The organism is Streptomyces sp. NBC_01197 (assembly GCF_036010505.1).
Lineage (GTDB): Bacteria > Actinomycetota > Actinomycetes > Streptomycetales > Streptomycetaceae > Streptomyces.
In genome coordinates, this window is sequence record NZ_CP108569.1 from 6,556,556 (window position 1) to 6,569,003 (window position 12,448).

Genomic DNA, 12,448 nt, shown 5'->3' on the forward strand with positions numbered 1-12,448 from the left:
CCGCGCTCCGCCGCGTCCTCTCGTATTCCTCGTGGCCCGGTGTCCCCCTCCGCGGATCACCGCACAGCTGCGGACGGAGCTGCCCGGCCCGGAGTGACCACCAGGAGCCGGGGGAGAGGGAGCCCCATGCCGTCCCGCCACCCGCGGGTTGTCTCAGACAGCCGCGGGCCCGGCCGCCGGATGCGACCAGATCGCCCGGACCGTCTTGCCGGATGGGCGCGGGCTGATCTCGACCCGCCCGGCCAGCCGCAGCACCATGTGCCACCCGAACCCGCCGCCTCCCGTGAAGTCGGGCTCACGGGCGACGGGGTGCTCCGGGCTGTCGTCGTCCATCTCCACCGTCAGCACGCCGGGCTCGGCGCTCAGCCTCAGGTGCCACCAGCCCGCGGTGTGACGTGCCGCGTTGGCGACGAGTTCGCTGATCACGAGCAGCACAGCGTCGACATCGGCCCAGGGGCAGTTCTGGGACAGAAATCGGCTGGCGGCATCGCGGGCCGTGGCACTGTCTGCCAACGGCGAATCCATGACAACCACGGGCGGCTCCTCAGTCCTCCCGCTCGCTTACCCCGTCTTTGCCAGTCCATCACCTCCGGGCTCCGGGTTCGCCCGCAGCGGAATCGAGTGCGCCGCGGAGCCCTGACCTGGTGCCCCGCTGGCTGTCCCCGGTGACGGACGGCCGGGACGCCGCCGTGCGCCGTCCCGGCTCCGCCGGAGGCCCGTCTCGCGGGGCACGCAACGGATCGCCATCAGCGGGCACCGAGACGCAACGAATCGTGCGGCGATGCGCAATGGACGCGCCTTGTCCGTTCGGAGCTGCTGAACGTACCGTCGGTCTGTCCCCACAATCCCCTTCCTTTACCGTCCGAGGTCTGCCATGCCGCCGCTGCGCACCGCCCTGCTCCAGAGTTCCGGCCGCCCCGGCGACGTCGCGGGGAACCTCACCGCGCTGGACGAGGCAGCGGACCGCGCCGCGGCCTCCGGCGCCGGACTGCTGGTCTGCCCCGAACTCTTCCTCACCGGATACGCGATCGGTGACGACGTGCCCCGGCTGGCCGAGCCCGCCGACGGTGCGAGCGCGCGGGCCGTCTCGGACACCGCGGTACGCCACGGGATCGCGGTGCTCTACGGCTACCCCGAACGCAATGGAGAGCGGATCCACAACGCGGCCCAGCTCATCGGCGCCGATGGTCACTCGCTGGCCAACTACCGCAAGACCCACCTCTTCGGCTGCTTCGAGCAGAAGTGGTTCACGCCGGGAGACACCCCCGTCGTCCAGGCGGAGCTGGCCGGACTCCGGATCGGCATCATGATCTGCTACGACGTGGAGTTCCCGGAGAACGTCCGGGCGCACGCACTCGCCGGTACCGATCTGCTCCTGGTCCCCACCGCCCAGATGCACCCCTTCCAGTTCGTCGCCGAGTCCCTGGTGCCGGTCCGCGCCTTCGAGAACCAGCTGTACATCGCGTACGTCAACCGCACCGGCCCCGAGGGCGACTTCGAGTTCGTCGGCCTCAGCTGTCTGGCAGGCCCTGACGGGACCGTCCGCGCCCGTGCCGGACGCGGCACGGAGCTGATCACCGGCGACGCGGACCCCGCGCTGCTGCGCGCCTCGCGCGAGAACAACCCGTATCTCCGCGACCGCCGCCCGGACCTCTACCGCTCGCTGGTCTGAGCCCGCCCGGGCCGCCCCCTGCACCAGCACTTCAGAACTTCGGCCACTTCAGCCGCTTCCGCCACTCTTTTCCGTGCAAGGAGCCCGTACCCCATGACGTCCACGGTGCCCAACACCGCCGTTCAGCACGCCGACGGCCAGCCGCCGATCACCATGTTCGGACCGGATTTCCCCTACGCCTACGACGACTTCCTCGCGCACCCGGCGGGCCTCGGCCAGATACCCGCCACGGCGCACGGCACCGAGGTCGCCGTCATCGGTGGCGGGCTCTCGGGGATCATCACCGCGTATGAGCTGATGAAGATGGGCCTCAAGCCGGTGGTGTACGAGGCCGACCAGATCGGCGGACGGCTGCGCACCGTGGGCTTCGACGGCTGCGACCCCTCGCTCACCGCGGAACTGGGGGCCATGCGCTTCCCTCCGTCCTCCACGGCGCTCCAGCACTACATCGACCTGGTGGGCCTCGAGACGAAGACCTTCCCCAACCCGCTGGCCCCCGGCACCCCTTCGACGGTGGTCGACCTCAAGGGCGAGTCGCACTACGCCACATCCGTGGACGACCTTCCGCAGGTCTACCGCGATGTGATGCACGCCTGGAACGCCTGCCTGGAGGAGGGCGCGGACTTCTCCGACATGAACCGGGCCCTGCGCGAGCGCGACGTACCGCGGATCCGGGAGATCTGGGCGCGGCTCGTCGAACAGCTGGACGACCAGACGTTCTACGGTTTCCTCTGCGGGTCCGAGGCGTTCTCCTCGTTCCGGCACCGCGAGATCTTCGGCCAGGTCGGCTTCGGGACGGGCGGCTGGGACACCGACTTCCCCAACTCCATCCTGGAGATCCTCCGGGTCGTCTACACCGAGGCGGACGACCACCACCGCGGGATCGTCGGGGGCTCGCAGCAGCTGCCGCTGCGGCTCTGGGACCGCGAACCGCAGAAGACCGTCCACTGGCCGTCCGGCACCTCGCTCGCGTCGCTGCACGGCGGGGAGCCCCGCCCGGCGGTGACCCGGCTGCACCGCACGGCGGGTAACCGCATCACCGTCACCGACGCGTCCGGCGACATACGCACCTACCCGGCCGCGGTCTTCACTGCACAGTCCTGGATGCTGCTCTCCAAGATCGACTGCGACGACGCGCTCTTCCCCATCGACCACTGGACGGCGATGGAGCGCACCCACTACATGGAGTCGTCCAAGCTGTTCGTCCCGGTGGACCGGCCCTTCTGGCTCGACGAGGCCCTGGACGACAACGGGAACCCGACCGGCCGCGACACCATGTCGATGACGCTCACCGACCGGATGACGCGTGGCACCTACCTGCTGGACGACGGGCCGGACCGGCCCGCCACGATCTGCCTCTCGTACACCTGGTGCGACGACAGCCTCAAGTGGCTGCCGCTCTCCGCGCACGAGCGGATGGAGGTCATGCTGAAGTCGCTCGGGGAGATCTACCCGAAGGTGGACATCCGCCGGCACATCATCGGCAACCCGGTCACCGTCTCCTGGGAGGACGAGCCCTACTTCATGGGCGCGTTCAAGGCCAACCTGCCCGGCCACTACCGCTACCAGCGGCGGCTGTTCACCCACTTCATGCAGGACCGGCTGCCCGAGGACCGGCGCGGGCTGTTCCTCGCGGGCGACGACATCTCCTGGACGGCCGGCTGGGCCGAGGGCGCCGTGCAGACCGCGCTCAACGCGGTCTGGGGCGTCATGCATCACTTCGGCGGTACGACCGACGCGGCCAACCCAGGGCCCGGCGACCTGTACGACGAGATCGCGCCGGTCGAACTGCCCGAGGACTGAGCCCTCGGGGAGAGCGCCCCTGCTCTCCCCGCCGGCCTCCCCCTGAGCCCCTCCCCGGGGGTTCCGGGGGAGGCCGCGCCCCGTCCGCCAGGTCGGCCCGGTCAGATGCCGGCCGCGCGGGCCGCCGCGTACACCTCGGCGGCCACGTCGGTCAGTTCATGCGCGTCACGCATCGTGCTCTGGAGGTCGAGCAGGAACTCGGTGGCCACCCCGGTCTCCGCGTGGGCCGCCAGGTCCTCGACGATCTGCGCGGTGCTGCCCCGGAACGGCTTGCGGTCCCCGCCCTCGTACGGCTTCACGCTGTGCGTCGCGTTGACCCGGACCGTCGCGGTCAGCGGCCGCTCGCGGCCCCGTTCGCCCGCCAGGTCCTGGATCTTCCGCCACTCATCGGCCAGGGCGCCGGGCCCGAGGGCGACCGGCATCCAGCCGTCCGCCCGGTCGACAAGACGCCGGATCGCGCGCGGGCCGCCGGCCGGCAGCCGGACCGGGATCGGGCGGGCCGGTTTGGGGCCGACCACGGCGGGCGCGATGGTGGTGAACTCCCCTTCGTACGCCACCGGATCGGGGCCCCACACCGCTTCGAACACATCGAGCAGTTCGTCCAGGAACGCGCCTCGCTTCGCGAACGGGGCCACGGCCGCCGCCGCGTACTCGTCGGTCGACCAGCCCGTCCCGATCCCGGCCACGACCCGGCCGCCGCTCGCCGCGTCGAGCGAGGCGAGGGAGCGGGCCAGCTGGAAGGGCACATGCAGCGGCGCCACCAGCACACTGGTGCCCAGCCGCGCCCGGCCGGTCGCCGCGGCGGCCAGTGTCAGGGTCACCAGGGGATCGGCCACCGAGCGGTACTGCTCGGGCCAGGGCAGCCCCGGGATGCCGTAAAGACCCTGGGTCGCGGGCTCCGGGAAGAGGATCCGCTCGAAGACCCACAGCGATTCGAAACCGGTCTCCTCGGCCGCGCGAGCCACCGCCGGGACATCACGTCCGATGGCGTACTGCTTCATCTGAGGAAGGCCGAGACCGAGCGGAATCGCCATGGGTGTGCTCCTTCGTCGGGAGAGCCGGCGCTGCCGGTCAGGTCAGCGCAGGGGAGTGAGCAGATACCGGCCGACCAGGCCGGCACTCGCGTCCGTCCCCTTTCTGAACTCCTCGGCGAGCACTGGTAGTTCCCGCAGGCTCCACAGAATCAGGGCGGCCGACCATGCGGCGTCGCGGGCGCGCTCCAGGCTCCACGAGCCGATCAGATGGGTGAGCGGGTCGATGATCTCCAGGAGGTCCGGTCCCGGCATCAGCTCCTCGCGGATCCGCTCCTCCAGCCGTTCGAGGATCTCGCCGACCCGGTTGAAGTCCCCTTCCAGCGCGCCGGGTTCGCAGCCGAGGAGACGGCAGGCCTCGATGACGGCGAGCGCCAGATCGTGGCCGATGTGCGCGTTGATGCCCGCGAGCGCGAACTGCAGCGGCCGTACGCCGGGGTGGTGGCGGTACTGGAAGAGCGGCCGCCAGCAGGCGGGCGGCCTGTGCCCGCCACCCACCGCGTCGACCGCGGCCAGATAGCGCTCCGCGAACACCACGTCGAGCGTCGTGGCGCGGCGCGGATCGGGGAACTGCTGTCCCCCGATGCGCTGTCCGACCTCTTCGGTGACGGTCAGATAGATGTTGTTGAAGACCGCCACCCCGTCCGTGGCCGGCCACGACGAGCGCAGGGCCCGCATCCTGGCCGTCACACCGTCGACCGACCGCCGGGCCGGGACGGGCCGGGCCGCGCGCTGTTCCGTCTGTGTCATGGGGGCAGCCTGGCAGCAGCGGGCCTCCGGACGGCGGCATCACGCCCGTACTTCCTCAGAACGGGCGAAGCCGGAAAGCTCTAGGCGTCGTTGCCGTGCTCCGGCCCCGTGCCGCCCTCCGTCCGCTCGTACGAGGAGGTGCCCGAGTCAAGCAGCGGCGTCTGCGACTTGAGGTGCGGCGGTGCCATGGCCCGCAGCGCGTGGTAACCGGTGATGACCACGATGGTGCCGAGCGCGATCCCGCTGAGCTGGAAGTTGTTCGTGATCTTCAGTGAGACGCCGCCGACACCGATGATGATGCCCGCGGCCGCCGGCACGAGATTCAGCGGATTGCGCAGATCCACCTTGCCGTTGATCCAGATCTGCGCGCCGAGCAGTCCGATCATCCCGTAGAGGATCACGGTGATCCCCCCGAGCACACCGCCGGGGATAGCGGCCACCACGGCGCCGAACTTGGGGCACAGGCCGAAGAGCAGCGCGAAGCAGGCGGCCGCCCAGTACGCGGCGGTGGAGTACACACGGGTCGCGGCCATCACGCCGATGTTCTCGGAGTACGTGGTGTTGGGGGGACCGCCCAGACCGGTGGAGAGCATGGAGGCGACACCGTCGGCGGCGATGGCGGTGCCCAGCTTGCCGTCCAGGTTCGAGCCGGTCATCTCTCCGACGGCCTTGACGTGCCCGGCGTTCTCGGCGATCAGCGCGATGATGACGGGCAGCGCGACGAGGATCGCCGACCACTGGAAACTCGGGGCGTGGAAGGACGGCAGCCCGACCCAGTCCGCGTGGCCAACACCGGAGAGGTCGAGACGCCAGTGGTCGGTGACCTTTCCGGCCGAGTCGACCGAGTGGATCCTCCCGAAGACCTGGTCGGACAGCCAGGAGAGGCCGTATCCGAAGACCAGCCCCAGGAAGATCGCGATCCGGGACCAGAAGCCGCGCAGGCAGACGACGGCGAGGCCGGTGAAGAGCATCACCAGGAGCGCGGTCCACTGGTCCTGCGGCCAGTACGTGGACGCGGTCACCGGCGCCAGGTTGAAGCCGATCAGCATGACGACCGCACCGGTGACCACCGGCGGCATCGCGGCATGGATGATCCGCGCGCCGAACCGCTGGACGGCGAGACCCGCCGCGAAGAGGACCGCACCGACGACGAACACCGCGCCGGTGACGGTGGCGCTGCTGCCTCCGGTGGCGCGGATGGTCGCCGCGACGCCCACGAAAGAGAGCGAACAGCCCAGATAGCTGGGGACCCGGCCGCGGGTGGCGAGCAGGAAGATCATGGTCGCGACACCGGACATCATGATCGCGAGGTTCGGGTCGAGCCCCATCAGGACGGGCGCCACGAACGACGCACCGAACATCGCCACGACGTGCTGTGCGCCGAGTCCGGCGGTGCGCGGCCAGGTCAGCCGTTCGTCGGGCCGTACGACCGCCCCTGGAGCGGGGGTCTTCCCGTCCCCGTGCAAGGTCCAGCGCACGCCCAGGCCGCCCATGAATCGCTCCAATTCGTTCAGTTCTCTGCTGATTCTCTGTCTCGCCTGGCAGCTGATCGTGCACTTCGCGGCAGAAATGGCCAGAGCAATGTTAATCCGGACCCCGGACCTCCCTTTACCGCCGGGAAAGCGGCTCCGGTCCGCCTTGTCGGCCCCGGGCCATGTCGGCCCGGAGCCTTGTCTGTCCCGGGCATTGCCACACGGGACGGGCGCCTCTACGCTCACGACGGTTTCGTTCATGAACGCTGTTCATATACGTGACGTGTGAGGGGAGTTTTGATGGAACTGTCCGACGCGGGTGTCACCGCCGGCCGAAGGCCCCGAAGGCGCCTGGGCGCCCTGATCACCGCCGCGGTCACGCTGGCGGCCGTGCTCGTCCCGGCCGCCTCATCGGCCGCGGCCTCTCATTCCAGCCCGGCACCGAAGGTCCCCAGGACCGCAGTGATGGACGGCCGGCGGCTCCAGCAGGCCCGGATCCGCCTCGACCACGGCGACCCGGCGCTCCGGAAACCGGTCAGGGAGCTGACCGCGACAGCGGACAGCTGGCTCGGTCAGGGGCCGTGGACGGTGACCGACAAGACGAAGCCCGCACCCGGCGGCGACCCGCACGACTATCTGAGCCAGGCCCCGTACTGGTGGCCGTCCCAGCCCAAGACCGCCGACAACCCGTGGGGCTGCCCGTACGTCCAGCGCGACGGCGAGCGCAACCCCGAGGTCGACACCGGCACCGACCGGCCCGACCTCGGCAAGGTCTTCAACTCCGTCACCAGCCTCAGCCTCGCCTGGTACTACACCGGCCGTAAGGCGTACGCCGAGCACGCCGCCGAGATCCTGCGCACCTGGTTCGTCGACCCGGCGACCCGGATGAACCCGGACCTCGACCACGGGCAGTTCATCCCCTGCAAGTACGACGGCCGTGCCATCGGCATCATCGACTTCTCCCAGCAGTACACCAGCGTCCTCGACGCCATCGCGGTCCTCGACACCGGCGCCCCGGGCTGGACCGCCGGCGACCGGACCGGGATGAGCAGCTGGAACAAGGACTTCCTCGGCTGGCTCACCGGCTCGGACTTCGGCAAGGAGGAGTCGGCGGCCGAGAACAACCACGGCACCTTCATGGACATGCAGGTCGCCGGGCTCGCCCTGGCCACCGGCGACCGGGCGCTGGCCCGCAGGACCGTCCTGGACGCCCGGCACAAGCGGATCGACGCCCAGATCGCGGCCGACGGAACCCAGCCGCAGGAACTCGCGCGGACCCGCAGCTGGCACTACTCGACCTTCGACCTGGTGGCCTACACACGGCTCGCGGCCATCGGGCAGCACGTCGGAGCGGACCTCTGGCACTACCGGGGGCCGCAGGGGCAGACCCTGTTCAAGGCGGTCGATCTGCTGCTCCCCGCGGCCACCGGGGCGTCCGGCTGGCCGTACCCCGAGCTGGACTTCCAGCGGTACGCGGCGAGCGACATCGTGCACGCGGCGGCCGACGCCGGTGACACCAGGGCGAGGGCCGCGCTCCCGCAGCTCCAGACCCCGCCCGGCGGCGACCTGTGGGCACTGCGGCCCGCCGCCGAACAGCTGGACTCGATCGCGGGCTGAACCCACCGGGCAGACCGATGAGTTGATTGCACGGCTGACCTCATGGGCGGATTCGGTACGGGCCGTTCGTCCGGATCAGGCCGGGCCCGCGGCGCCGGGGTCGCGGGCCCCCTGTTCCGCCCCGGCCGCCCCCGCCGCCACCACCCGGTTCGCCGAGCGCAGCACACCCGCGGCCAGCACCAGGCCGAACGCCAGCACCGTCACCAGGATGAAGGAGCCCACCAGTGAGGTCGCGTCGGCGATCCCGCCGATCGCCGACGGCGCGATGAGCCCCGAGGTGTACGTGACGGTGGCGACGCCTGCGATGGCCTGGCTGGGCCTGGGGCCGCTCCGCCCGGCCGCCGCGAAGGCCAGCGGGACGACCACCGCGACTCCGAGCCCGATCAGCGCGAAACCGCCCATCGCAGCCCAGGGACTGGGAGCCAGTACCACCAGCAGCCCGCCCAGCGTGGCCAGGACCCCGCCCGAGCGCACCGTACGTACCGCGCCGAAGCGGTCGACCACCCGGTCCCCGGCGAGTCTGGCCACCGCCATGGTGAGCGAGAAGGCGGTGGTGGATCCGGCGGCGACGCCCGCCGATGTGCCCAACGTGTCCCGCAGGAAGACCGCCGACCAGTCGAGGCTCGCGCCCTCCGCGAAGACCGCACAGAAGCCGACAGCACCGATGACCAGCGCGGTCCTGGGCGGCAGCGCGAAGCGCGGCGGCGCGGTGTCGTGCGCCGTGCTCCGCAGGTCGAGTACCCCCTGGCAGGCGGCGAGCCCCAGTACGGTGAGGGCCGCGGCGGCGACGCAGTGGTGGAGCCGGGCATCGCTGCCCAGATGGGCGGCGAGTGTGCCCGCTGCCGACCCGATCAGGGCGCCTGCGCTCCACATGCCGTGCAGCCCGGACATGATGGACCGGCCGAGCCGGTTCTCCGTCTCGACCCCCAGCGCGTTCATCGCCACGTCCGCCATGCCCGCGGCGGCGCCGTAGAAGAAGAGCACGGCGCAGAGCGTGACCAGGTTCGGAGCGAACGCGGGCAGCGCCAGTGCCAGCGTCCACAGCACGAGCAGTCCGCGCAGCGCGTTGCGGGCCCCGAACCGGTGGGTGACCGCACCCGAGACCGGCATCAGCAGCGACGATCCGATCGCGGGAAAGGCCAGCGCGAGGCCGAGCTGGCCCGCGCTCAACCCGGCGTGCTCCTGGATCCAGGGGACGCGGGTCGCGAAGCTGCCGGTCACCGCGCCATGCACGCAGAACACGGCGGCCAGGGCGTACCGCCCCCGCTTTACTCTGCGCAGGCTGAAGCCCGCCTCGCCGGTCATGCGCCCTCCCCGAGCGTCGTGTCGCTGTCCCGTACCCCTGATGCGGCCCCCGCGCACCGCTGCGTGCGGACCGGGACGTAAACTATCAGGCAACCTGCCTGATAAATAGATCTGGAAGGATCCCGGCCATGCCCGCCTCCTCGATCACCGCACGGGCCGTCAACGACCGCATCGCCCTCGGTCTGCTCCAGGAAGAGGGCCCCCTGACGGCCGGGCAGCTCAAGACGCTCACCGGGCTCTCCCGGCCGAGCGTCGCCGACCTCGTGGAGCGGCTGCAGGCGGCCGGGCTGATCTGCGTCGTCGGCGAGACGGGCGCGGAGCGGCGCGGTCCGAACGCCCGGCTGTACGGAATCGTGGCCGACCGGGCGCACCTCGCGGCTCTCGACGTACGGACCGGAAGCGTCGCCGTGGTCGTCACCGACCTGCTCGGCGCAGTGCTCGCCGAGGCCGCGCTGCCCGTCGGCGACGGCGCGGGACCCGGCCCCGCTGACGCAGTGGAGGAGGCGGCCGCCCTGCTGGAGCGAACCGTGCGGCAGGCAGGCGCCGCCCGACTGCACAGCGTCGGCATCGGCGCTCCGGGCCTCATCGACCCGGCCACCGGCGAACTCCGCAGCGCACGCGGCCTGCCCGCTTGGCACCGCAGCCTGGTCGGCGCGCTCCAGGAGCGGCTGCCCGCCACGGTCCTGGTCGAGAACGAGACCAATCTCGCCGCCCTCGCCGAGCAGCGGAGCGGCGCGGCCCGCGGGCTCGGCACCTTCGTCATGCTCTGGCTCGGCCACGGTGTCGGCGCCGCCCTCGTCCTCGAAGGGAAGCTGCGCCGGGGCGCGTCGGGCGGCGCGGGGGAGATCGGCTTCCTCCCGGTGCCCGGCAAGGGGCTCCCGTCGGCCACCGACTGCGGCGACGGGTTCCACGGACTGGCCGGCAGCGCCGCGGTCTGCGCGCTCGCCGAGCGGCACGCCGTCACGGCGGTGCCGGAGCCACGGGAACCCGCGGCCGCCGCCGCCGTACGGGCCGCCCCGTCGGCGGGCCGGCGCGGCGAGGACTTTCTGGAGGCGCTGGCCGGATATATCGCCCTCGGCGCCGCAGCCGTCGTCGCCGTGGTCGACCCTGGCTGTGTGGTGCTGGGCGGCGAGATCGGCCACGCTGGAGGCGCGGACCTCGCGGCCCGGGTGGAACGGCATCTGGCCGCCCTGTCCCCACTGCGTACCGAAGTGCGCGCGGGGACGCTCGGCGGCGCGGCAGTGCTGCACGGCGCACTGCTGACCGCGCGGGACGCGGCGCAGGACGATCTGTTCGGCGGCTGAACTGTGCCGCCCGGCACGGACGGTGACCGGCTGGTCGCAGCTTCTGTGAGCCAGGCCACATGAGGTGGCCCGCATGGCCGACGGCCGGACGTGGCAGACTTGCCCTGTACCAGCAGCAGCGCACTCCGGGGTCGGTGTAATTCCGAACCGGCGGTTATAGTCCGCGACCCGTCCGCATCCAGTGGGCGGTTGACCAGGTGTGATTCCTGGACCGACGGTGAAAGTCCGGATGGGAGGCAGTGCGCGGCGGGCCGTATTGGTACGCCGTAACCGGTGGTTTGTCGTCCCGACACAACCGTCCCCCGGCCCCGGCGTTCCTGTGTGGTCCCGCTCTCTGTCGTCATCGACAGGCCCCGGAGTCCGTGCCCGAAGAGGCAGGAGGACCCGGTGGCCACCGCAGCCGTTCCGTCGCCGCAGGCGGCCGACGCCATGCGCCGAGCCATCGCGCTCGCAGCACGCGGACTCGGATCCACCAGCCCCAACCCCGTCGTCGGGTGCGTCATCCTCGACGCGGCGGGCGAGCCGGCGGGCGAAGGCTTCCACCAGCGGGCCGGCGGCCCGCACGCCGAGGTCAACGCACTCGCGGCGGCAGGCGGCCGGGCGCGCGGCGGCACCGCGTACGTCACGCTCGAACCCTGCAACCACACCGGCCGCACCGGCCCCTGCGCCCGGGCGCTCATCGACGCCGGTGTCGCCCGCGTGGTGTACGCGGTCGGCGACCCCAACCCGCAGGCCACCGGCGGCGCCGACACTCTGCGCGCGGCCGGCGTCACGGTGACGGGGGGTCTGCTCGCCGGCGAGGCCGAAGCGGGCAACGCCGCCTGGCTCACCGCGGTGCGCCTCGGCCGCCCCCATGTGACCTGGAAGTACGCGGCGACGCTCGACGGCCGTATCGCGGCCGCCGACCGGACGAGCCGCTGGATCACATCGGCCGAGTCCCGCGCCGACGTCCACCGGCTGCGCGCCGAGTCCGACGCGGTCCTCGTCGGCTCGGGAACCCTGCGCACCGACGACCCGCACCTCGCCGTCCGCGGTATCGAGGGCGCCACCCAGCCGCTGCGGGTGGTCCTGGACACCCATGCCCGCTCCCTCACCCCCACCGCCCGGGTCCTGGACGGAGCGGCGCCGACGCTGGTCGTCGTCGGCCAGGGCGTCGCCGCGCCCCCGCTCCCCGGAACAGGCGGCGCCGAGGTGGCGCAACTGCCGTACGACGGGGCGGGTATCGCCGTCGACACCCTGCTCGCCGAGCTGTACGCGCGCGGTGTCCGCTCCGTACTCCTCGAAGGGGGACCGACACTGGCCGGCTCCTTCGTCGCCGCCGGCGCCGTCGACCGGGTCGTCGGCTATCTCGCCCCCGTCCTCCTCGGCGCGGGCCCCGCGGCCCTCGCCGACGCCGGAATCACCACCATCACCGACGCGTTGCGACTCGACGTCACCGAGACCGTCCGCATCGGCCCCGATCTGCGGATCACCGCCACCCCGAAGGAGCGCTGA

At 71.9% G+C, this 12,448-nt stretch carries 10 protein-coding genes and 1 riboswitch; of the genes, 5 read left to right on the forward strand and 5 right to left on the reverse strand.

From position 1 onward, the window contains the following. Nucleotides 1-153: 153 nt before the first annotated feature. Nucleotides 154-513, reverse strand: a complete 360-nt coding sequence (locus OG452_RS30170) for an ATP-binding protein (protein ID WP_327298707.1) — start codon at nt 511-513, stop codon at nt 154-156. A gap of 361 nt (nt 514-874) precedes the next feature. On the opposite strand from OG452_RS30170, the gene OG452_RS30175 reads away from it, so the two are divergent. Together OG452_RS30175 and OG452_RS30180 are read left to right on the forward strand one after the other, a co-directional pair. Beyond that, the gene (locus OG452_RS30175) at nt 875-1,672 is read left to right on the forward strand and encodes a carbon-nitrogen hydrolase family protein (protein WP_327298708.1); all 798 of its coding nucleotides are present in this window, start codon (nt 875-877) and stop codon (nt 1,670-1,672) included. Between the two features lie 93 nt (nt 1,673-1,765). Beyond that, nucleotides 1,766-3,475: a flavin monoamine oxidase family protein gene (locus OG452_RS30180; RefSeq protein WP_327298709.1), complete on the forward strand. Its 1,710-nt coding sequence runs from the start codon at nt 1,766-1,768 to the stop codon at nt 3,473-3,475. Between the two features lie 101 nt (nt 3,476-3,576). Here OG452_RS30180 and OG452_RS30185 read toward each other — a convergent pair whose 3' ends face one another. From OG452_RS30185 to OG452_RS30195, 3 genes are all read right to left on the reverse strand, one after another. Then, nucleotides 3,577-4,509, reverse strand: coding sequence for a TIGR03619 family F420-dependent LLM class oxidoreductase (locus OG452_RS30185; protein WP_327298710.1), 933 nt, complete (start codon nt 4,507-4,509; stop codon nt 3,577-3,579). A gap of 42 nt (nt 4,510-4,551) precedes the next feature. Next, on the reverse strand, nt 4,552-5,256 hold the full coding sequence (locus OG452_RS30190) for a DUF5995 family protein (RefSeq protein ID WP_327298711.1): 705 nt from the start codon (nt 5,254-5,256) through the stop codon (nt 4,552-4,554). Nucleotides 5,257-5,336: 80 nt separating this feature from the next. Next, complete coding sequence (locus OG452_RS30195; RefSeq protein ID WP_327298712.1) at nt 5,337-6,749, reverse strand: uracil-xanthine permease family protein; 1,413 nt, start codon at nt 6,747-6,749, stop codon at nt 5,337-5,339. Nucleotides 6,750-7,028: 279 nt separating this feature from the next. On the opposite strand from OG452_RS30195, the gene OG452_RS30200 reads away from it, so the two are divergent. After that, entirely contained in the window at nt 7,029-8,345 is a 1,317-nt protein-coding gene (locus OG452_RS30200; protein WP_327298713.1) for an alginate lyase family protein, read from the forward strand. 75 nt (nt 8,346-8,420) lie between these two features. Here the strand turns inward: OG452_RS30200 and OG452_RS30205 are convergent, their stop codons facing one another. Continuing rightward, the gene (locus OG452_RS30205; protein WP_327298714.1) at nt 8,421-9,650 is read right to left on the reverse strand and encodes an MFS transporter; all 1,230 of its coding nucleotides are present in this window, start codon (nt 9,648-9,650) and stop codon (nt 8,421-8,423) included. 128 nt (nt 9,651-9,778) lie between these two features. Here OG452_RS30205 and OG452_RS30210 point away from each other — a divergent pair, with 128 nt between their 5' ends. Both OG452_RS30210 and ribD read left to right on the forward strand, forming a co-directional pair. Continuing rightward, complete coding sequence (locus OG452_RS30210; protein ID WP_327298715.1) at nt 9,779-10,954, forward strand: ROK family transcriptional regulator; 1,176 nt, start codon at nt 9,779-9,781, stop codon at nt 10,952-10,954. A 116-nt stretch (nt 10,955-11,070) separates the two neighbouring features. After that, nucleotides 11,071-11,201: riboswitch (FMN riboswitch) on the forward strand. Between the two features lie 182 nt (nt 11,202-11,383). Continuing rightward, nucleotides 11,384-12,448 (forward strand): bifunctional diaminohydroxyphosphoribosylaminopyrimidine deaminase/5-amino-6-(5-phosphoribosylamino)uracil reductase RibD, encoded by a 1,065-nt coding sequence (gene ribD, locus OG452_RS30215; RefSeq protein ID WP_327299834.1) that lies wholly within the window; start codon nt 11,384-11,386, stop codon nt 12,446-12,448.

Excerpts from the sequence above, each read along its gene's own strand:
- OG452_RS30175 (WP_327298708.1), top strand. The coding sequence starts at position 875 with ATGCCGCCGCTGCGCACCGCCCTGCTCCAGAGTTCCGGCCGCCCCGGC.
- OG452_RS30180 (WP_327298709.1), top strand. The coding sequence starts at position 1,766 with ATGACGTCCACGGTGCCCAACACCGCCGTTCAGCACGCCGACGGCCAG.
- OG452_RS30185 (WP_327298710.1), bottom strand. The coding sequence starts at position 4,509 with ATGGCGATTCCGCTCGGTCTCGGCCTTCCTCAGATGAAGCAGTACGCC.
- OG452_RS30190 (WP_327298711.1), bottom strand. The coding sequence starts at position 5,256 with ATGACACAGACGGAACAGCGCGCGGCCCGGCCCGTCCCGGCCCGGCGG.
- OG452_RS30195 (WP_327298712.1), bottom strand. The coding sequence starts at position 6,749 with ATGGGCGGCCTGGGCGTGCGCTGGACCTTGCACGGGGACGGGAAGACC.
- OG452_RS30200 (WP_327298713.1), top strand. The coding sequence starts at position 7,029 with ATGGAACTGTCCGACGCGGGTGTCACCGCCGGCCGAAGGCCCCGAAGG.
- OG452_RS30205 (WP_327298714.1), bottom strand. The coding sequence starts at position 9,650 with ATGACCGGCGAGGCGGGCTTCAGCCTGCGCAGAGTAAAGCGGGGGCGG.
- OG452_RS30210 (WP_327298715.1), top strand. The coding sequence starts at position 9,779 with ATGCCCGCCTCCTCGATCACCGCACGGGCCGTCAACGACCGCATCGCC.
- ribD (WP_327299834.1), top strand. The coding sequence starts at position 11,384 with ATGCGCCGAGCCATCGCGCTCGCAGCACGCGGACTCGGATCCACCAGC.